This window comes from Halorubrum hochsteinianum (assembly GCF_023702125.1).
In the GTDB taxonomy this organism is placed as follows: domain Archaea; phylum Halobacteriota; class Halobacteria; order Halobacteriales; family Haloferacaceae; genus Halorubrum; species Halorubrum hochsteinianum.
The window spans coordinates 237,539-255,740 of the sequence record NZ_CP098415.1; the positions used below are offsets into that span (position 1 = coordinate 237,539).

Genomic DNA, 18,202 nt, shown 5'->3' on the forward strand with positions numbered 1-18,202 from the left:
GCGGCGGGCTTCGCCCTCGCGGCTGCCCCTTCGAGCCCCGCCCCGCACAGCGACCGCACCTCACGCCTCCCCAACCTCGTCAGTCGCCTCCGCTTCGCTCCGGCGACTGACTCCCTCGCGCGTGCTGACTCGCGGCCTGTCGGCCGCTCGCGGACACGCGCCACCACAACTGATTGATGGATCCGCAGTAGCCGTTGCCGGTCGCTTCGGCGAGTCCGACCGAAAGGCGCTTTTCGCGTCGCCGCGAGGCTCCGGCATGATCACGGTCGCGCTCGCGGGCAAGCCGAACGCCGGCAAGTCCACCTTCTACACCGCCGCCACGATGGCCGATGTCGACGTCGCGAACTACCCGTTCACGACCATCGACGCCAACCGCGGGGTGACCCACGTCCGGACGCGCTGCCCCTGCCTCGACCGCGAGGAGCGGTGCGGCAACGAGAACTGTCGCGACGGGAAACGCTACGTTCCGATCGAACTGCTCGACGTGGCCGGACTCGTCCCGGGCGCGCACGAGGGCAAGGGGCTCGGCAACCAGTTCCTCGACGAACTGACGAACGCGGACGTGGTGGTGAACGTCGTCGACGCCTCCGGCGCGACGAACGCCGAGGGGGAGCCGGTCGAGGTCGGGAGCCACGACCCGCTCAACGACGTAGACTTCATCGAGGAGGAGATGGACCTGTGGCTCGCGGGCATCGTCGACCGCAACTGGGAGAGCGTCGAGCGGAAGTCCCGCTCGCCGGACTTCGACCTCGAAGCCGCGCTGTCGGAGATGCTCACCGGCTTCGGCGCGACCGAGGCCGACGTGGCGAGGGTCCTCCGCGGGTTGGAGTACCCCGACGACCCGAAGGCGTGGACCGACGGCGACCGCGAGGCGCTCGCGCGGGCGGTCCGCCGCCGCACCAAGCCCATCGTCGTCGTCGCGAACAAGGTCGACGCGGCCCCCGACGGCGCGGTCGGCCGCATTCGCGAGGGGACCGACAAACCCGTGATCCCCGCGACCGCCGACGGCGAACTCGCCCTGCGCCGCGCCGCGGAGGCCGGCGTCGTCGACTACGACCCGGGCGACGAGCCCTTCGAGATCGTCGGCGACGTGTCCGACGAGCAGCGCGCCGGCCTCGACGCGCTCCGCGAGTCGATGGCCGACCACGAGGGGACCGGCGTTCAGACGGCGCTGAACGCGGCCGTCTACGACCTGCTCGACCGCATCACGGCCTATCCCGTTCAGGACGCCGGCAAGTGGACGGACGGGACGGGGAACGTCCTCCCGGACGCGTTCCTGCTGCCCGCGGGATCGACCCCGCCCGACCTCGCGTACGCGGTCCACTCGGACATCGGCGAGGGGTACCTCCACGCGGTCGACGCGCGCGCCTCGCGCCGGATCGGCGAGGACCACGAACTGACGGAGGGCGACGTGATCAAGATCGTCTCGACGGCGGGCCCGTGACCGGGTCGGGATCTATGGCGGAGTACGGCCTCCCCGCCGCCGTGCGACCGACAGGCACATCCGGGTCGCCCGAGACGGGCCGGTAGAGAGCGGCAATGCTCGGGCTCGAACACGACTTCCGGATCGTCGACACCCGCGCGACCCTCGACCCCGACGAGTCGTCGGTCGTCACCCACGGGCGGGACATCTCCCCGGAGCGGCTGGAACGCGAGATGCTCCAAGCGGGGATCGTCCGCGCCGTCGCGAGCCCCGGCCAGCGACCCCCCGGACGGAGCTACCTCCGCGCGAACAACGCCGTCGCGCGCCTCTCCATCGACCGCCCGTTCGTCGCGTTCGCCCGCCTCAACGGGCCCCGCGACCCCGGGACGGGCCCCGCGTCGGTCGTCCGGAACCTCCGCGCCGAGCGCGACGACCACCACACCCGCCCGGACGACGTCGAGCAGTACTCCTACGACGACCGGTTCCACGGCTTCACGCTCGCGCCCCACGTCGACGGCCTGCCGAACGAGGACGTGCTGTCGCGGCTGGAGGACGCCGACCTCCCCCTCTTCGTCCACGCGGGCCGCGAGTTCCCGCCCGAGGCGGTCGAGACGGAGCTGCTCGGCTACGACCTCCCGCTCGTCCTCGGGAGCTTCGGCGGGTACCCGCTGGACGCCGAGCTGATGAATCGGACGCTCGACCTCCTCGACGAGCACGACCGCGTGTACGTCGACACGAGCGCGGTGCGGTACCGCGAGGTGCTCGAACGCGGCGTGTTGGAACACCCCGACCGCGTCCTCTTCGGCTCCGGCGCGCCCGACGTCCACCCGAACGTCGGCGTGATGGAGGTGCTCACCCTCGACGTCTCCGAGGACCTGATGGCCCGCGTGCTGGCGAAGAACCCCGCCCGCCTCGTCCCCGCCCTCGCCGAGGGGGCCGACGCCTGAGGCGGCGGTCCGGGTCGAGGCGCGGTCCGGTCGGAAGCGACGCGCACTTGTTCCGTCACGGCCGACTCGACGCGTATGAGCGACGCAGACGCCGAGACCGGCGACGCGGACTCCGCCCTCGTCGAGGTCGTCCGCGCGGTCGGCCACGAGAACGTCACCGCCGAGCACGCGAGCACCGTCGAACTCACGACCGACGACTGGCTCACGCCCGCCGGCGACTGTATCGTCGGCGTCGAGGCGGACCGAACCCCCAGAGATTTCGCCCCCGAGTTCCGCGAGGCGTGTCGGGACGCGGCCGCGACGATAGAGGCGACGTTCGTCGTCGACGACGGCGACGAGACCCACCGCGAGACCATCGTCGGCCGCGGCGACCCCGGCCTCGCGCTCGTCGACGACCGCTCGATGGTCGGGCGCACGAGCGACTACACCGACGACGAGCGCACCATTTTCGTCGACGGAGACGGGGCCGCGGCCGACCTCGACCGCGACCTCGTGGCGGCGCTGGCCGACGGTGCGAACCTGACGCTCCGGCTCGAAGTGATCCCCGCAGAGTGACGCCATGCGCGACGACCGACGATCTGCGGTGCGGTGGCGCGTGCCTGCGAGCGTGCCGCCGAAGGCGGCCGCGAGGCAGCACGCGCGAGGGAGTCAGTCGCCGAGCGAAGCGACGGCGACTGACGAGGCTGGGGAGGCGTGAGGTGCTGTGCGGTCGCGGGTGGGACTCGAAGGGGCAGCCGTGAGGCGGACAGAGGCGACGTAAGCACTGGAAGGAGCGAACGAAGTGAGCGACTGAGGCGCGCAACGAGCGTCCGTCCGCCTCACGGCTGGGGCTTCGGCAGTCTCGGTCACGGAGCTACTCTCGGCGAAACCGATCACGCACGGCCGAGCGACGTTACCGAAAACTCCCACCCAATCAGAGCCACAGATTATCCACCAGACATATGTGTTCACTCGGTGAAAAAAGCGTATGAATACGCTGTGGTGGGCCGGATCCGTCATAGCCGTGGTCCTCGGCCTCGCCTACGTCGTCCTTCCGAAGAGAATCCACGCGTTCGGATTCGAGTTCCTCCGGCGGTCGTCTTCCGACCGATCCGAGGAGTCCGACACTCCCGTCTGGCTGTATCGCGGGTTGGGTGTGCTGTTCTTGTGTATTGGTGTAACGGGACTCGTCTGAACGGTGGTTCAACAGAACGTATAACCCCTATATCGGCAGTTCCGCGTCCGCGCCGACGACGCGGTCGGGTTCCGCGGGGGCGCGCCAGTCGGTCGTGCGCTCCAACAGCTGGACGACCATCTGGCCCGTCACGCCCCAGACCGTGTAGCCGTCGACGTGGAAGTAGTGGACGCGGTGGTCGCCGTACTCCGGGTGGCCGACCCGGCGCTCCGACTCGTAGTTCGCGGGGTCGGTGAGCGCGTCGACGGACAGGACCGCCACCTCCGCGACCTCCGACTCGTCGGGGATGTACTCGCGGTCGGGCGCGACGCCCACGAACGGGCGGACCGCGTACTTGCTCGACGTGCGCGTGTCGTCGATCCGGCCGACGACGTCGACCTCGTCCGGTCGCATCCCGACCTCCTCGTCGGCCTCGCGTAACGCGGTGTCCGTCAGCGTCCGGTCGATCGGTTCGCGGCCGCCGCCGGGGAAACTCATCTGGCCCGGGTGTTCGCCGAGGTGCGCGGCGCGCTTGGTGAAGAGGAGGTGGGCCTCGCCGCCGCGAGCGATCACCGGTGCCAACACCGCCGCCTCCCGCCGCCCGGCGAGCGACCGCGGGTTGTGCCGGCGCAGCCCCGACAGGTCCATGGGCGAGGTAGGCGACGCGAGGGGGTTAACGTTTCCGCGGATTCCGCCCGCGCGGGACGTGAACATTTAACGGGGCGGCGGAAGCCCCGAACGGCGACGCGGCGGTCGGGTTCGGACCTTTTAAGCCCGCGACACCCGCTTTCGGGAGTAATGAGCGACGACGACCAGGAGCTCGGGATCACCGAGTCCAAGACGCACAACACCGGCGAGTGGTACGCCGAGGTCGTACAGAAGGCGGGGTTAGCCGACTACGGGCCCGAGGGAATGAGCGGCTTCATCGTCACCCGACCGCGGGCGTACGCGGTCTGGGAGCGGCTTCAGGGCTTCCTCGACGCGAAGTTCAAGGAGACCGGCGTCCAGAACGCCTACTTCCCCCTCTTCATCCCCGAGTCGTACCTCGAACGGGAGAAGGACATCGTCGAGGGGTTCGACCCCGAGGTGGCGTGGGTCGACGAGGCCGGCAACAAGGAGCTCGAAGAGCGGCTCGCGGTCCGGCCCACCTCCGAGTCGATCATCACGCCGTACATCTCGCAGTGGGTGCGGAGCCACCGCGACCTCCCGCTGCGCGTGAACCAGTGGTGTTCCGTCGTCCGGTGGGAGGCGACCGAGACGAAGCCGTTCTTCCGCACGAAGGAGTTCCTCTGGCAGGAGGGCCACACCGCGCACGCGACCCGCGAGGACGCGTGGGAGGAGACGATGACGCGGCTCGACCAGTACGAGTCCGTCTACGAGGACCTGCTCGCGCTGCCCGTCCTGAAGGGGCAAAAGCCCGATCACGACAAGTTCCCGGGCGCGGACACGACGACGACCGTCGAGGCGCTGATGCCCGACGGGAAGTCGGTCCAGGCGGGCACGTCGCACCACCTCGGCCAGTCGTTCGCGGAGGCGTTCGACATCACCTACTCCGACGAGGACGAGGAGGAGCGGACCGCCCACACCACCTCGTGGGGGCTCTCGTGGCGCGCGCTGGGCGCGCTGATCATGACTCACTCCGACGAGCAGGGGCTCGTCCTCCCGCACACGGTCGCGCCGACGCAGGTCGTCGTCGTCCCCATCTGGCAGGAGGACACGAAAGACGACGTGCTGGAGTACGCCGAGGGCGTGGCCGACGACCTCGACGACGCCGGGATCCGCGTCGAGCTCGACGACCGCGACGAGCGCAACCCCGGGTTCAAGTTCAACGAACACGAGCTGAACGGGATCCCGCTGCGGATCGAGATCGGCCCGCACGAGGTCGACGACGAGGAGCTCACCCTCGTCCACCGCCCGGACGGCGAGAGCGTCGAGGTCGACCGCGACGGCGTCGCCGACACCGTCCGAGACCAGTTCGACGAGGTGTACGCCAAGCTGTACGCGGCCGCTGAGGAGACCCTCGACGAGGGCGTGCGCGAGGCCGACGACCGCGCCGACATCCTCGGGACGCTCGGCCAGCACGGCGGCTACGTGAAGGCCCCGTGGTGCGGCGACGAGGCCTGCGAGGAGCCGATCAAGGAGCCACTGGCCGCCGAGATCGTGATGGTCCCCTTCGAGGACGACGACCCCATCGCGAACGGCGACGGCGACGAGACGTGCGCGATGTGCGACGACGACGCCGAGCGTACGGCCTACTTCGCGAAGACGTACTGACGGCTCGACATCTGGGAATCGACCCTACCCCCGTCGCGTCCGGCGATTAATCCGCGTTGATCCGAGTTAACGGAGTTCCGGGTATATAGGGACGGAGCGCGTACGGGCTGGTAATGAACCGATGGATCGCGAGTCTCCTCGTCGCTCTCGTCGCCGCGGCGGTGGTCGCCGGGGCCGCCGCCGCCGCGCCGGGGGGCGTGGCGACCGCACAGACCGATCCGGGGGCGAACGGGACCGGGAACGAGAGCGGCGCGAACGCGACGGTCGACCTCAGCCCCGGCGAACGGCTCGCCGGCGTGGTCGGCGTTCAGGGTGCCGAGATCGACGGCGAGGTCGAGTCGCGCGCCTTCGAGGTCGCGCTCCGGGAGTCGGAGAGCAACGAGAGCCGCGCCGACGTCGTCGCGGACCGACTGAACCGAACCGAGGAGCGGCTCGCGGAGCTGGAGGAACGGCAGCGGGAGCTCAAGGAGCGGCGCGACGCGGGCGAACTCAGTCAGGGCGCGTACGCCGCGCGGATGGCGTCGACGACCGCCCGGATCGAGTCGCTCTCCCGCGGGCTGAACCGGACCGCGAACGCGTCCGCGTCCCTCCCGGCCGAGGTCCGCGAGGAGCGCGGCGTCGACGACGAGCGACTAGCGACCCTTCGGGAGCGCGCGGACGAACTCCGCGGTCCCGAGGTCGCCGCCATCGCCCGCGGCGTGGCCGGGCCGGGCGTCGGGGGGCCGGTGGGACCGGTCCGCCGCGGGCCGCCGGGCAACGGGGCCGAGCGGGGACCGCCGGGAAACGCCGGCTCCCCGGGGAACGGTCCGTCGGGTGACGGTCCCGGAAACGGATCCGCCGGACCGCCGGGGAACGGGTCGGTCGGAGCGCCCGGAGCGGGATCAGGTAACGGGTCCGTCGGCGCGCCCGGAGGAAGCGGTCCGCCGGGAGCGACGGGCGGAAACGGCTCTGCCGCCGGGAACGGCTCCGCCGCCGGGAGCGATTCGGACACCGCGAACGGTTCCGACGCCGCGAACGGATCGGGTCCGCCGGACCGGCCGGGAGACGGCGACGCGCCCGACGGCGACTCCGGCAACGGAACGGGCGGTGCCGGCACCGGCGACGGAGCGGACGGGACGGGCCCCGGCGGTTCGAACGGTTCCGGCTCCGACGGAAGGGACGGCGACGACACCCGCGCGTCGGTCGAGCGCGTGACGGTCGTCTCGACGCCGCCCCTCGGCGGGCCGAGCCCCAGCGCGTGAGCGACGCCGAGCGGTGACCTCGGACGGAGGTCGGGCCCGGAGTTCGGCGTGGTGTCGGGTCGGTAACGGATGGGAAGGAATTTCACGACGGCTCTTGTGAGTCCGCCTGTGCAGCGAGCGTCGGTCGTTCTCGTCGTCGTCGCCCTGATCGGAGCCGCCGGGCTGGCGGTCGGAGCCGGCGGCGCGGGCGCGGTCCCGTTCGAGGGCGGCTTCGCGCAGATGGACGTCGAGCCGGACGACGTGTCGATGGAGGTCGCCGTCGAACCGGACGGCGACGCGCGGTGGACCGTCGAGTACCGGATCCGGCTCGGCACCGACGAGGAGGAGCAGGCGTTCGAGGAACTCCGCGCGGACGTCGAGAACGACACCGAGGCGTACACGAGCCGCTTCCGCGACCGGATGGCCTCGACCGCGGCGACCGCCGAGGAGGCGACCGGCCGCAACATGACCGTCTCGAACGCGACCGTGACGGCCGAGCGCCGCGAGTTACCGCAGTCGTACGGCGTGTTGACCTACCGGTTCGAGTGGACCAACTTCGCCGCGGTCGACGGGGACCGCCTGCGCGTCGGCGACGCCGTCGACGGGCTGTTCCTCGACGACTCCTCGTCGCTCATCCTCTCGTGGCCGGAGGGGTACCGCCTCGCGGAGACGACCCCCGAGCCGAGCGAGGTCCGCGACCGGTCCGTCGTCTGGAACGGCCCGGTCGACTTCTCGGCCGGCCAGCCGCGGATCACGGCCGCCCCCGCGGGGCCGCTCGCGGGGATTCCGACCGCCGGACTGCTCGCGGTCGTCGGGATCCTCGTCGTCGCCGGCGGAGTCGTCGCCTACCGCCGCCGGATCGGCGACGGCGGCGAGGGCGGGGGAGTCCCGGCGGCCGGCGCGAGCGGCGCGGCAGCGAGCGACGCCGCAGCGGACGGCGCGGCGGCGAGCGGCGCGGATCCGGGCGGGGACGAGACGGCGGGCGCGGGAGCGGCCGCGGCGGACGACGACTCAGCCTCTGACGAGGAGGAGGACCCGACCGAGTCGGAGGACGCGCCCCCGGTCGACAGCGACCTGCTGAGCAACGAGGAGCAGGTGCTTCGGCTCGTCGAGTCGGAGGGCGGCCGGATGAAACAGAAGCGCGTGGCGGAGGAGTTGGACTGGACCGCCGCGAAGACGAGTCAGGTGGTGACGGGGTTGCGCGACGAGGGCGACCTCGACGGGTTCCGGCTCGGCCGCGAGAACGTCCTCTCGCTGCCGGACTACGATCCGGAGGGAGATCCGAGCGCGAACGGGGGCGAGAGCGACGGGGGAGGAGGCGGAGACGACGGCGAAGCCGAGAGCGGCGGCGACGAACCGGACGGAGCCGGCGCTACCGGGACCGACTGAGCGGCACGGTCGCGGCTCGGGGCCGACCGACGCCGGTCACAGGTCCCGAGAGCGGCCGAGGTGTCGCAGTTCGCCCCCGCACTCGCACTGGCCGGGCGAGTCCGTCCGCCGCCCGCATTCGAAACACTCGTACACTTCTTCTTCGACGTGGTCGGTCTCTGGTCGCATATCTGTCGCTACGCGTCCGTGATACATAGCCACACACCTAATATTCCTATGAGTGTATGATCATGTCCGGCCCGAACGGTGGACGAGTGATCGGATTCATCGACGATAGGTACTATCCGGGCGGGTCGCTGCGGACGAAACGCCGGTGTGCCCACGTGGACCCCGTCCAAGTGGTACGTGTCAGCGGCGAGCGTTTGAAGAGGTGGACCGGAGACGGAGACCGAGAACCGCGGCCGTGCCGCTTTCCGGACGCAGATCCCTCTCAGAGCTCTTCGACTCGACGCCGTTCCGTCAGAAGAGCCGGAGGAGGGATTTGAACCCTCGACCTATTCCTTACGAAGGAATCGCTCTGCCAGCTGAGCTACCCCGGCGCGTATCGAACAATTCCCGGACGGAAAAATAAGGGTTCCGAAACGGGGACGGGACGGGGATCGGTCCCACCGTCCGCGGGATGAGGGGCCGGCGGCTCGGCGGAGAACCACAAACACGTTCGTCACGGCTGCGGCGGTATTCTACGAGAACACGACAAAGAAGTGCGAACGAGATATGAGAATATAAGGAAAAAGACTAAATACGTGTTCGGTCCTCAATTCGAGTGTGATGACACCGCCCGCGTGCCGAGACGGCGGGGATCGACTCCCCCGGCGGTGCGTGCCCGGTCGAAGCCCGTACCGGGCGACGAGGGTCCGGCCGGTCGTCACCCCCACGGCGACTCGGCGCGGCCGTCATCCCCATCAGCGTTCCGTCGCGGCGACCGCGAATCGCGTCTCCGACGCGCCAAGCGCAGAATCGCCTCTGGCCCGACGACTTCCGCCGCGACCGCTTGTCATGTGACGGGCCCCCAGCCGCTCCGCCCCGACCCCCCTCGGGGCGGCGCGGCGTTTTCGCTGTCTCGATGTCCTCGCGAGCGGCGACGCCGACCGGCGACCGACTCCGGTCAGCGCCCGGACCCGGTCAGCCGAACAGCCGCTGCGCTCGGCGCACCGACGCCGAGAGGCCGCCGTAGCCCGCGCCGACCGCCCCCGCGAGCCGCAGCTCCGCCGGGGCGACGCCGAGGCGGTGCGAGAGCGGCCCGGGACGCGCGTCCGCCCCCGCGACGGCGACCGTGCGGCCGCGGACTCTGACCTCCGCGGTGAGGCCGCCGCGCGCCAGTTCGGCGACCGCGCGGTCCGAGACGGAGTCGTCCGGGAGCCGGCGCGCGACTCGGAGGGCGTCGCGGACGCCGTCGACCTCGACGAAGATCCGCCGGTCCGTCGCGTGGACCGCCGCCTCGACGCCGTCGACCGACAGCGTCAGGTCCTCGGTCTCGACCGAGAGCCGGCGTCCCGCGTCACTCGCGTTCACTCGTCGTGACCCGGACACCGCCGTCGACGCGCCACTCGGCGTGCTCGGCGTCCTCGCCGGTGCCGCTCGGCACCTCGACTGTCATGTCCTCGAACTGGTAGTGTATCTCCGCGTTCCGGCCGGTCAGCCGGTCGTACAGGCCTATCGCCAGCTCCGGCCAGGTGGTCGTCTCGTCGATCCGCTTCTCGGGGTCTTCGGCGTCGCTCATACGACAGTATGACAGATAGTGACACTCATAAGTGAACGCCCTGACGTGTCTGTGCCGCCGTCGCTGGCCGAGCGAGGAGAGAGCGGGAGATGTGAGTGGGGATGTGCGAGGGGGAGAGCGCGTCAGTCGTCGGTCCGCGTCAGTCGGACGTCGAGACAGACGTTGTGCTCGTGGGGGGCGTACGACCGGACGACGCGTTCGGTCTCGACGGCAACCGCGTACTCGTCGCCCGCGGCGGCCTCGATCGCGCGGCGACCCGGGCCGAACGGGTCGTCCTCGTGCTGGATGTCGTAGTAGTGGACCACGCAGTCGTCGCCGGCGAGCGCGACCGCGGTGTCGACGAACTCGTCCGCGGAGTGCGGGAGGTTCATCACCAGCCGGTCGGCGGTGTCGGCGTACTCGTCCGCGATCTCGCGCACGTCGCCCGCCGTCGCGGTGATGCGGTCGGCAACCCCGTTCCGCGCTGCGTTCTCGCGGAGGTACTCGACCGCGCGCTCGTTGAGGTCGCGGGCGACCACGTCCGCGCCGCGGGCCGCCATCGGGACCGCGTACGGCCCCACGCCGGCGAACATGTCGATCGCGGACTCGCCCTCGTCGACCTGTTCGACCACGCGGTGTCGCTCGGTCGCGAGCCGCGGCGAGAAGTACACCGCGGCGACGTCCAGCAGGAACTCGTGGCCGTACTCGCGGTGGACCGTCTCGGTGCCATTGCCGGCCAGCACGTCCCACTGACGGACGCGCAGTTCGCCCTCGATCGGCGAGGCGCGGTTGAGGACGGTGTCGCAGGGGAGGTCGGCCGCCATCACGGCGTCGGCGATCTCGCGGGCCCGCTCGTCGTCGTCCTCGTCGATTATGACGATGTCGCCGAGGCGCTCCAGCGAGGGCTCGTAGCCGAGGATCTCTGCCGGCGACGTCGGCCGGTTCCGCGCCGCCGCGTCGCGCTCGACGACCCGGTCCGCGAGGTCGGCGGGCACCCGCTCGCGGCCCGCGACGGGGATGTAGATCGTGTCGCCGTCGACGGCGATCTGGTGGTCGCCGTCGAGGGCGTCGGCGTCGGCGAGGCGGCTCCGGACGGTCTCGCCGCGCTCGCGGGCGACGGCGACGCAGGGGACGCTCATCGTCGGAGGGACGCGGGCGAGCGAATAAACGGTGACGCTTCGCGGGTCGCCGGTGGCGGTCCCGCGGTCACTCCTCGAACGCGGCCGCGACCGCGTCGAGCAGGGCCGCGTCGTCGACGTCGGCGGGAACGCGGACGAGTCGGTTCGCGGCCGCGGCCACCTCCGCGTTCGGGCCGACCGCGAGCGTCGCCTCCGCGTCGCCGTTCGGGCCGGGGCCGTCGGCGGCTCCCTCGGAGCCGACCGCGAGCGTCGCCTCCGCGTCGGCGGCGAGGTCGCGCGCGGTCGCGACCGCCTCTTCGGTCGGTCCCTCGAAGGGCGGTGCCGTCACCGCAGTCGCGCCGGCGTCCGCGGCGGCTCCGGCGGCCGCGTCGCCCTCGGGGACCACGCCGACGGACGGCTCGTGGCCCGCGGCGGCCAGCCGGGCGACGACGCGGGCCGCCGGCCGGCCCGTGCCGACCACGTGGACCCGCCGCGGTTCGACCTCGCTCCGGGGAAACGCCGTGACCGCGGGCGTTCCCGTCGCGGGGTTGCGCCCGACAAACGCCTCCGCGTCGAAGGCGGAGCCGACCGTCGAGGCGGACAGCACGGACTCGGGCGGCCCGGCGGCCTGAACGCCCCCGTTCGCGAGGACGACGACCTCGTCGCAGTAGCGCGCGGCGGCGTCGAGGTCGTGGATCGCGGCGATCGCCCCGCGCGCGCCCTCGTCGACGAACGAGCGCACCAGCTCCAGGGTCTCGACCGCGTGGTTCACGTCGAGGCTGGCGGTCGGCTCGTCCAAGAGGAGGAGCGGGGCCGCCTGCGCCAGCGCCCGCGCGAGCAGCACGCGCTGGCGCTCGCCGCCGGAGACCGCCGTGATCGACCGGTCGGCGAAGCGCTCGACGTCCGCGGCCGCCATCGCGGCGTTCACCGCGGCGTCGTCCTCGACGCCGTGGGCGTCGAACCGGCCGAGATGGGGCGTCCGACCCATCTCGACGACGTGGCGCACGCGGAGGTCGAACGCGAGGTTCGTCGCCTGCGGGACGCTCGCGACCCGGCGGCCGACCTCGCGGGCCGACAGCGACGCGGCCGGGTCGCCGCCGACTCGGACCGTCCCCGCGTCCGGCTCGACCGCGCCGGTCGCCGCGCGCAACACCGTGGTCTTGCCGGCACCGTTCGGACCGACGAGGCCGACGAGCGAGCCGGCCTCGACCCGGAGGTCGACGCCCGAGACCACGTCGACGTCGCCGAAGGAGACGGCCACGTCCGAGAGCGACAGGAGGGGATCGTCGCCGAACGAGAGCGACGTGTCGGGGACAGACTCGGGGTCGACGGCGGGTCCCTCCGCGGGCGGAGATGTGGGATCGTCTGCGGACGGCGATCCGGGATCGTCTGTGGGCCGCGAACCCTCGCCGTCCTCGGGGCGGTCGGCGCTCACAGCTCCGACACCTCCCGGGTCACGAGCAGGTAGACGAAGAAGGGCGCGCCGACCGCGGCGGTGATGATGCCGACCGGGTACTCCGCGGCCGCCGAGCGCGCGACCGTGTCGGCGGCGACGAGGAAGGTGCCGCCGAAGAGCGCCGCGGTCGGGAGCAGTACCCGGTGGTCCGGACCGACGACGAGCCGGAGCATGTGCGGGACGATGAGGCCGACGAACCCGATCACGCCGGCGAACGCGACCCCGGCGGCCGTGACGAGCGCCGAGGCCGCGAGCAGCACCCGCTTGGTTCGCTCGACCGCGATCCCCAGCCCGCGGGCCTCCTCCTCCCCGAGCAGGAGGACGTTGAGGTCGCGGGCGTACGCGAGCAGTACGGCGAAAAGCGGCGGCACGACGACGGCGGTGATCGCGACCTCGCTCCACGCCGCCCCCGAGAGGTGGCCCATCAGCCACGCGACGATCTGCCGGAGCGACTCGCCCGCCTGTAGCTGGAGGTACGAGACGACCGCGCCGAGGAACGTCTGGACCGCGACGCCGGCCAAGAGGAGGGTGGCGACGGGCGTGCGGCCGCCGCGGGTCGCGATGGCGTACACGCCGAAGGCGGCGGCGAGCGCGCCGACGAACGCGAAGAGGCTCGTCCCCGCGCCGCGTGAGAGCGCCACCTCGACGGGGCCGACGACCGGGAGCGCGACCGTCGTCGAGAGCGCGACGGGGAAGACGATGAACGCCACCGCGCCGACCGCCGCACCCGAGGAGACGCCGATGATCGAGGGGTCGGCCATCGGGTTGCGGAAGAAGCCTTGCATCACGGTGCCGGCGGCCGCGAGCGCGAACCCGACGAGCGCCGCCAGCAGGATCCGCGGGAGCCGCACCCCGACGACGATCTGCTGGTGGACGGCGTCGACCGGGAACGCGAACGGCGACGCGAACGCGAGGTCGAGACCGGGGAGCGTGAGGGGACCGACCCCGGGCACCGACAGCGGGCCGACGCCCCCGGTCGTCTCGATCCCCGCCGGCACCGCGAGGGCGTTCAGCACCGACTTCACGACGGTCTCCGGCGGGATCCTGACGGGGCCGATCGCGGCGCTGACGACGACGACGACCGCCAGAAGCGCCGCTATGGCAGCGGACCACGCCGCCGACCGGACCCACGGTCGCATACGTTCTCCAACACAACTTGTAGTAGGTAAGTACTTATTGGACGAGGCCGGTCGTCGATCCGATGCGAAACAGCTTCGCGATAGCGATGGCCGTGCTGGTGACGACCGCCCTGCTCGGCGGCGTCGCCGGGACGGCCGCGGGCGCACAGCCGACGATATCGACCGACGGACCGGCCGCGGGGCCGGCCGTCGGCGCGGTCGGGACGGCGGGCGCGCCGGCGCAGACCGACGACGCCTGCGGGTTCCCGGTCGAGATGACCGACGCGACCGGGACCACGATCACGCTCGACGAGGCCCCCGACCGGATCACGACGCTCAACCCGTCGGCGGCGCAGACGCTGTGGGAGCTCGGCGAGCGGGACCGCGTCGTCGGCGTGAGCCAGTTCGCGCTCTACCTCGACGGCGCGGAGGAGCGCGCGAACGTCTCCGCCGAGTTCGGCGCGAGCGTCGAGCGCGTCGTCGACACCGAGCCCGACCTCGTGTTAGCGCCGAACTCCTCGGCGGCCGACGTGGAGCCGCTCCGCGAGCAGGGGCTGACCGTCTACCACTTCCCGGCGGCGACCTCCATCGACGACATCGCGGAGAAGACGGAGACGATCGGTCGGCTCGTCGGCGCGTGCGACGCCGCGAGCGAGACCAACGCGGAGATGTACGACGCCGTCGACGCCGCGGAGAACCGGACCGCCGACGTCGACCGTCCCGCGGCGCTGTACCCGCTCGGCGGCGGGTACGTCGCGGCGAACAACACCTTCATCGACTCGATCATGACCGTCGGCGGGACCGACAACGTCGCCGCCGGGATCGGGTCGGGCTATCCGCAGGTCAACGACGAGGTGATTCTCGAATCGAACCCCGAGCTGATCTTAGTCACCGACTCCGAGGCATCCATTCTCGATCAGGAGCCGTACGCCAGCACGACCGCGGGGGCCGAGGGCAACTACGTCGTGATGAACCGGAACTACCTCAACCAGCCGGCACCGCGCAGCGTGATCGAGTCGACGACGACGCTCTCCGAGGCGGTCGTGGAGCTTCAGGCCGACGGCGAGGGGTCGACCGACGGTTCGACCGGCGACACGGACGACGGCTCGTCGAGCGACGGCGAGGACTCGTCGAGTGATGGGGAGGACTCGTCGAACGACGGCGAGGACGGGTCGACCGGCGACGACGGCGGGGACAACGAGACCGACGGGAACACCGGGGCTGAGTCGCCCGGGTTCGGCGTCGTCGCGGCCGCCCTCGCCCTGCTCGCGACCGGCCTGCTCGCGCGGCGCGAGTGAACTGACTCCCTTTCGGCGGATCCCGTTTCAGATCCCCTGTCCCATCAGGTGGCTGCGGAGGACGTCGGGCGTCTTCAGCCCGGCGTCGCTGTTGAGCAGGACGACGGTCTCGTCGCCGTCGAAGAAGCCGTCCTCCGCGAGCGCCCACGCGCCGGCGGGGGCCGCCCCGCCCGTCGCGCCCATCTCGACGACCTCGTTCTGCGCCACGGCGACCGCGCTCGCGAGGATGTCGTCGTCGTCGACGCCGACCGCGGTCCCGCCGCTCTCCTCGACCGCCTCGACCGCCGCGCCGCCGCCGGCGGGGTCCGGGATCTCCAGTTCGCCGCAGATCGTGTCCGGCGTCTCCCACGGCTCCGGCTCCGCGAGGCCGCGCTCCACGGCGGCCGCGATCGGCGCGCAGCCGGACGCCTGCGCCGCGACGACGCGCGGGGTCCCGTCGATCGCGCCGATCCGGTCGAGCTCGACGAACCCCTTGTGGACCCCGGCGACGACTTCGCCCGAGCCGGTCGGGACGACGACGACGTCGGGGGCGTCGCCGAGGTCGGCGACGAGTTCGAACGCGACCGTCTTCGCGCCCTCGTGGCGGTACGGCGTGACGAACTCGCCGAGGTCGGTGTACTCCGTCTCGAGCTGCTCGTCGACCGCGGCGGCCGCGTCCGGGAAGCGCCCGCCGACCACGCGCATCTCGCCGCCGTGGACGTTCGTCATCGACTTGTTCGAGAACGCACAGCGCGAGGGGACGAACGCGTACGAGCGCAGGTCCGCCCGGCCCGCGTACGCCGCCATCGACTGCCCGGCGTTGCCGGGGCTGGCGCAGACGAGCGGCTCCACGTCGGCCCCGTCGGCGACCCGCTTCGCTACCGCCGTCATCGCGAGCGAGAGGCCGCGGTCGAGGACGGTTCCGGTGGGGTTCCGGCCCTCGTCTTTGACGTACACCGCCTCGACGTCGAGTTCGTCCGCGAGCCGGTCGGTTGCGACGAGCGGCGTGCCGCCCTCGCCCGCGGTCAGCGCGTCCTCGGCCGAGAAGGGAAGCAGCGCGTCGAAGCGCCAGTGGCCGCGGGCGGTCGCGGGCGCGGTCCGGGCGTCGCCGCTCCCCCCGCGGGCCGCGGGGTCGAACAGCGCGTCCGGGTCGACCGCGTCGTAGTCGTACACGGGGTCGAGTCCGCGCGCCCGCTCGTCGGCGTCGACCGCCGCCGCGTCGGCGGTCTCGTGAACGCGTCCCGACGCCCGACTCTCCAGCCCGCGAAACGCCGGCGTGGTCTCGAAGTCAGCCATACCGAACCTTGCGGCGGCGGCGACTAATCGCTTCGCACTCGGCGGCGGACCGCCGTCGGACTGACTCGGCGAAATGCGGTGGCGCGCGCCTGCGAGCGGCCGCCCTCGGCGGCCGCGAGACAGCGCGTGCGAGGGAGTCGCGAGCGATCGGGCGACCGCAGGGAGCCCAAAGCGAGCGACGAGGCTGGGGAGGCGTGAGGCGCGGTTGCGGTGCTGGGCGGGACTCGAAGGGGCAGCCGGGAGGCGAGCGCAGGCGACGCAAGCACCGCAACGAGGGAGCGAACGGAGTGAGCGACCGAGTGAGGCGCACAGCGAGCGTGCGCCCGCCTCCAGGCTGGGGCTTCGGTGGTGTCCGTGTCGATCGGCGGCTTATAAACAAAAACGCGGTCGCACGGCCGAGCGGCTGGGACTTCGGAAACGGACCCCTCGATCTGCGATATATATACGGCGGCGGTCGCGACCGGTCAATCATCCACCGCTTATAAGCGAGCCGACCGAAGATCGCGCATGAACGGAGACGCCACCGTCGTCGGCGGCGGCCTCGCGGGACTGGTCGCGGCGCGGCGGCTCGCCGAGGCGGGCGCGGACGTGACGCTGTACGAGCGACGGCCCGAGGTCGGCGGGCGCGTGCGGACGGAGACGGTCGACGGCTTCACGCTCGACCGCGGCTTCCAGGTCCTCTTCACCAGCTACCCCGCCGTCGAGCGCGAACTCGGCGCGGACCGCCTCGACGACCTCGACATGCGGACGTTCGCGCCCGGCGCGACGATCTGCCGCCCGGGGTCGCGTTCGGTGCTCGGAGATCCCCTCCGCGACCCGCTGTCGGCGATTCCCTCGCTCCTGAACGACGAGGTCTCCTTCTCCGACAAGCTCCGCACCCTCGCGCTCCGGTACGACCTCTCGCAACGCGATGAGGGCGAGTTCTTCGCGGGCCCCGACGCGCCGATCCGCGAGTACCTCCGCGAGTGGGGGTTCGCCGGCGACCACGTGACGAACTTCGTGGAGCCGTTCTACGGCGGGATCACCTTGGACCGGACCCTCTCGACCTCGAAGCACGTCTTCGAGTACACGTTCCGCGCCATGGGCCGGGGGTCGATCGGCGTGCCGGCCGACGGGATGGCGGCCCTCCCCGCCGCGCTCGCCGACCGCGCCCGCGAGGCCGGCGTCGAGATCCGGACCGGCGAGGACGTGGAGTCGGTCCGGGTCGCGGGCGGGGGGCGGATCCCGTTCCGGACCGGCCGCGGCGAGGCCGAGGGCGCGACCGTCGAGCTGGCGGACGGCTCGACGCGCGAGACGGACGCGGTCGTCGTCGCCGCCTCGCCGCCGGAGGCCCGCCGGCTCACGGGCGTCGAGTCGGTCCCGACGGAGGGAGTCCCGAACGTCACCGGGTGGTACGCGCTCCCCGCGGGCGAGTCGTTCGAGACGGGCGAGCGGATCCTGCTCAACGCGGCCGGGGAGTCGCCGAACGCCGTGGTCCCGATGTCGGAGGTCGCGCCCGAGTACGCGCCCGACGACCGGGCGCTGCTCGCCGCGACGTTCCTCGGCGAGGGGTCGCTGGAGCGCGACGACGCCGACCTCCGCGACGACGTGCGCGACGCGCTGGCGGCGTGGTACCCCGACCGCGACTTCGCCGGGCTGGAGACCGTCGACGTCCACCGGATCCGGTTCGCGCAGTTCGCGCAGCCGCCCGGCCTCCACGCCGGCCTCCCGGACCCGGACGACCCCGAGGGGCCTGTGGTCCTCGCCGGCGATTACACCGAGTGGTCGTCGATACAGGGCGCGTTGGAGAGCGGTCGGACGGCGGCCGCCGTCGCGGGCGACTACGTATAAGC

At 72.1% G+C, this 18,202-nt stretch carries 17 protein-coding genes and 1 tRNA gene; 9 read left to right on the forward strand and 9 right to left on the reverse strand.

The features are described from left to right. Nucleotides 1-256: 256 nt before the first annotated feature. The 4 genes from NAF06_RS01240 to NAF06_RS01255 all read left to right on the forward strand — a co-directional run bounded on the left by NAF06_RS01240 (nt 257) and on the right by NAF06_RS01255 (nt 3,544). Nucleotides 257-1,444: a redox-regulated ATPase YchF gene (locus NAF06_RS01240; protein WP_008581364.1), complete on the forward strand. Its 1,188-nt coding sequence runs from the start codon at nt 257-259 to the stop codon at nt 1,442-1,444. A 95-nt stretch (nt 1,445-1,539) separates the two neighbouring features. Continuing rightward, nucleotides 1,540-2,370 carry an amidohydrolase family protein gene (locus tag NAF06_RS01245; protein ID WP_008581366.1) on the forward strand — a complete coding sequence of 277 codons (831 nt, stop codon included), beginning with the start codon at nt 1,540-1,542 and terminating at the stop codon, nt 2,368-2,370. Between the two features lie 75 nt (nt 2,371-2,445). Next, complete coding sequence (locus NAF06_RS01250) at nt 2,446-2,925, forward strand: DUF371 domain-containing protein (RefSeq protein WP_008581368.1); 480 nt, start codon at nt 2,446-2,448, stop codon at nt 2,923-2,925. Between the two features lie 412 nt (nt 2,926-3,337). Further along, nucleotides 3,338-3,544, forward strand: coding sequence for a DUF6199 family natural product biosynthesis protein (locus NAF06_RS01255; RefSeq protein WP_006628776.1), 207 nt, complete (start codon nt 3,338-3,340; stop codon nt 3,542-3,544). A gap of 27 nt (nt 3,545-3,571) precedes the next feature. Here the strand turns inward: NAF06_RS01255 and NAF06_RS01260 are convergent, their stop codons facing one another. Beyond that, nucleotides 3,572-4,171 carry an NUDIX hydrolase gene (locus NAF06_RS01260; protein ID WP_008581370.1) on the reverse strand — a complete coding sequence of 200 codons (600 nt, stop codon included), beginning with the start codon at nt 4,169-4,171 and terminating at the stop codon, nt 3,572-3,574. Nucleotides 4,172-4,321: 150 nt separating this feature from the next. Between NAF06_RS01260 and proS the strand changes: the two genes are divergently transcribed. From proS to NAF06_RS01275, 3 genes are all read left to right on the forward strand, one after another. Further along, entirely contained in the window at nt 4,322-5,797 is a 1,476-nt protein-coding gene (gene proS, locus NAF06_RS01265; protein WP_008581372.1) for a proline--tRNA ligase, read from the forward strand. Nucleotides 5,798-5,910: 113 nt separating this feature from the next. Beyond that, nucleotides 5,911-7,038, forward strand: a complete 1,128-nt coding sequence (locus tag NAF06_RS01270; protein ID WP_008581374.1) for a hypothetical protein — start codon at nt 5,911-5,913, stop codon at nt 7,036-7,038. A gap of 108 nt (nt 7,039-7,146) precedes the next feature. Next, nucleotides 7,147-8,406, forward strand: a complete 1,260-nt coding sequence (locus tag NAF06_RS01275) for a helix-turn-helix transcriptional regulator (protein WP_008581376.1) — start codon at nt 7,147-7,149, stop codon at nt 8,404-8,406. A 36-nt stretch (nt 8,407-8,442) separates the two neighbouring features. Here the strand turns inward: NAF06_RS01275 and NAF06_RS01280 are convergent, their stop codons facing one another. The 7 genes from NAF06_RS01280 to btuC form a co-directional block, all read right to left on the reverse strand. Continuing rightward, nucleotides 8,443-8,574 carry a rubrerythrin-like domain-containing protein gene (locus tag NAF06_RS01280; protein WP_152418724.1) on the reverse strand — a complete coding sequence of 44 codons (132 nt, stop codon included), beginning with the start codon at nt 8,572-8,574 and terminating at the stop codon, nt 8,443-8,445. 298 nt (nt 8,575-8,872) lie between these two features. Further along, nucleotides 8,873-8,945: transfer RNA gene (locus tag NAF06_RS01285), tRNA-Thr, on the reverse strand. Nucleotides 8,946-9,528: 583 nt separating this feature from the next. After that, nucleotides 9,529-9,918: a hypothetical protein gene (locus NAF06_RS01290; protein WP_008581378.1), complete on the reverse strand. Its 390-nt coding sequence runs from the start codon at nt 9,916-9,918 to the stop codon at nt 9,529-9,531. Next, a complete protein-coding gene (locus tag NAF06_RS01295) occupies nt 9,905-10,126 on the reverse strand; it encodes a hypothetical protein (RefSeq protein WP_008581380.1) in 222 nt (73 codons plus the stop codon). Before NAF06_RS01295 ends, NAF06_RS01290 begins: the two co-directional genes overlap by 14 nt. A 122-nt stretch (nt 10,127-10,248) precedes the next feature. Next, nucleotides 10,249-11,244, reverse strand: coding sequence for a class I SAM-dependent methyltransferase (locus NAF06_RS01300; RefSeq protein WP_008581382.1), 996 nt, complete (start codon nt 11,242-11,244; stop codon nt 10,249-10,251). 67 nt (nt 11,245-11,311) lie between these two features. Continuing rightward, complete coding sequence (locus NAF06_RS01305; protein WP_008581384.1) at nt 11,312-12,658, reverse strand: ATP-binding cassette domain-containing protein; 1,347 nt, start codon at nt 12,656-12,658, stop codon at nt 11,312-11,314. Further along, nucleotides 12,655-13,818 carry a vitamin B12 ABC transporter permease BtuC gene (gene btuC, locus NAF06_RS01310; RefSeq protein WP_008581386.1) on the reverse strand — a complete coding sequence of 388 codons (1,164 nt, stop codon included), beginning with the start codon at nt 13,816-13,818 and terminating at the stop codon, nt 12,655-12,657. The genes NAF06_RS01305 and btuC overlap by 4 nt, the downstream gene beginning before the upstream one ends. Before the next feature lie 62 nt (nt 13,819-13,880). On the opposite strand from btuC, the gene NAF06_RS01315 reads away from it, so the two are divergent. Beyond that, nucleotides 13,881-15,095: a PGF-CTERM-anchored ABC transporter substrate-binding protein gene (locus NAF06_RS01315; RefSeq protein ID WP_008581388.1), complete on the forward strand. Its 1,215-nt coding sequence runs from the start codon at nt 13,881-13,883 to the stop codon at nt 15,093-15,095. Nucleotides 15,096-15,122: 27 nt separating this feature from the next. Here NAF06_RS01315 and NAF06_RS01320 read toward each other — a convergent pair whose 3' ends face one another. Further along, nucleotides 15,123-16,370, reverse strand: coding sequence for a threonine synthase (locus tag NAF06_RS01320; RefSeq protein ID WP_008581389.1), 1,248 nt, complete (start codon nt 16,368-16,370; stop codon nt 15,123-15,125). Nucleotides 16,371-16,877: 507 nt separating this feature from the next. Here NAF06_RS01320 and NAF06_RS01325 point away from each other — a divergent pair. Continuing rightward, nucleotides 16,878-18,200, forward strand: coding sequence for an NAD(P)/FAD-dependent oxidoreductase (locus NAF06_RS01325; RefSeq protein WP_008581391.1), 1,323 nt, complete (start codon nt 16,878-16,880; stop codon nt 18,198-18,200). Nucleotides 18,201-18,202: the final 2 nt, after the last annotated feature.

Coding starts and splice junctions, on each gene's coding strand:
- NAF06_RS01240 (WP_008581364.1), top strand. CDS start 257: ATGATCACGGTCGCGCTCGCGGGCAAGCCGAACGCCGGCAAGTCCACC.
- NAF06_RS01245 (WP_008581366.1), top strand. CDS start 1,540: ATGCTCGGGCTCGAACACGACTTCCGGATCGTCGACACCCGCGCGACC.
- NAF06_RS01250 (WP_008581368.1), top strand. CDS start 2,446: ATGAGCGACGCAGACGCCGAGACCGGCGACGCGGACTCCGCCCTCGTC.
- NAF06_RS01255 (WP_006628776.1), top strand. CDS start 3,338: ATGAATACGCTGTGGTGGGCCGGATCCGTCATAGCCGTGGTCCTCGGC.
- NAF06_RS01260 (WP_008581370.1), bottom strand. CDS start 4,171: ATGGACCTGTCGGGGCTGCGCCGGCACAACCCGCGGTCGCTCGCCGGG.
- proS (WP_008581372.1), top strand. CDS start 4,322: ATGAGCGACGACGACCAGGAGCTCGGGATCACCGAGTCCAAGACGCAC.
- NAF06_RS01270 (WP_008581374.1), top strand. CDS start 5,911: ATGAACCGATGGATCGCGAGTCTCCTCGTCGCTCTCGTCGCCGCGGCG.
- NAF06_RS01280 (WP_152418724.1), bottom strand. CDS start 8,574: ATGCGACCAGAGACCGACCACGTCGAAGAAGAAGTGTACGAGTGTTTC.
- NAF06_RS01295 (WP_008581380.1), bottom strand. CDS start 10,126: ATGAGCGACGCCGAAGACCCCGAGAAGCGGATCGACGAGACGACCACC.
- NAF06_RS01300 (WP_008581382.1), bottom strand. CDS start 11,244: ATGAGCGTCCCCTGCGTCGCCGTCGCCCGCGAGCGCGGCGAGACCGTC.
- btuC (WP_008581386.1), bottom strand. CDS start 13,818: ATGCGACCGTGGGTCCGGTCGGCGGCGTGGTCCGCTGCCATAGCGGCG.
- NAF06_RS01315 (WP_008581388.1), top strand. CDS start 13,881: ATGCGAAACAGCTTCGCGATAGCGATGGCCGTGCTGGTGACGACCGCC.
- NAF06_RS01320 (WP_008581389.1), bottom strand. CDS start 16,370: ATGGCTGACTTCGAGACCACGCCGGCGTTTCGCGGGCTGGAGAGTCGG.
- NAF06_RS01325 (WP_008581391.1), top strand. CDS start 16,878: ATGAACGGAGACGCCACCGTCGTCGGCGGCGGCCTCGCGGGACTGGTC.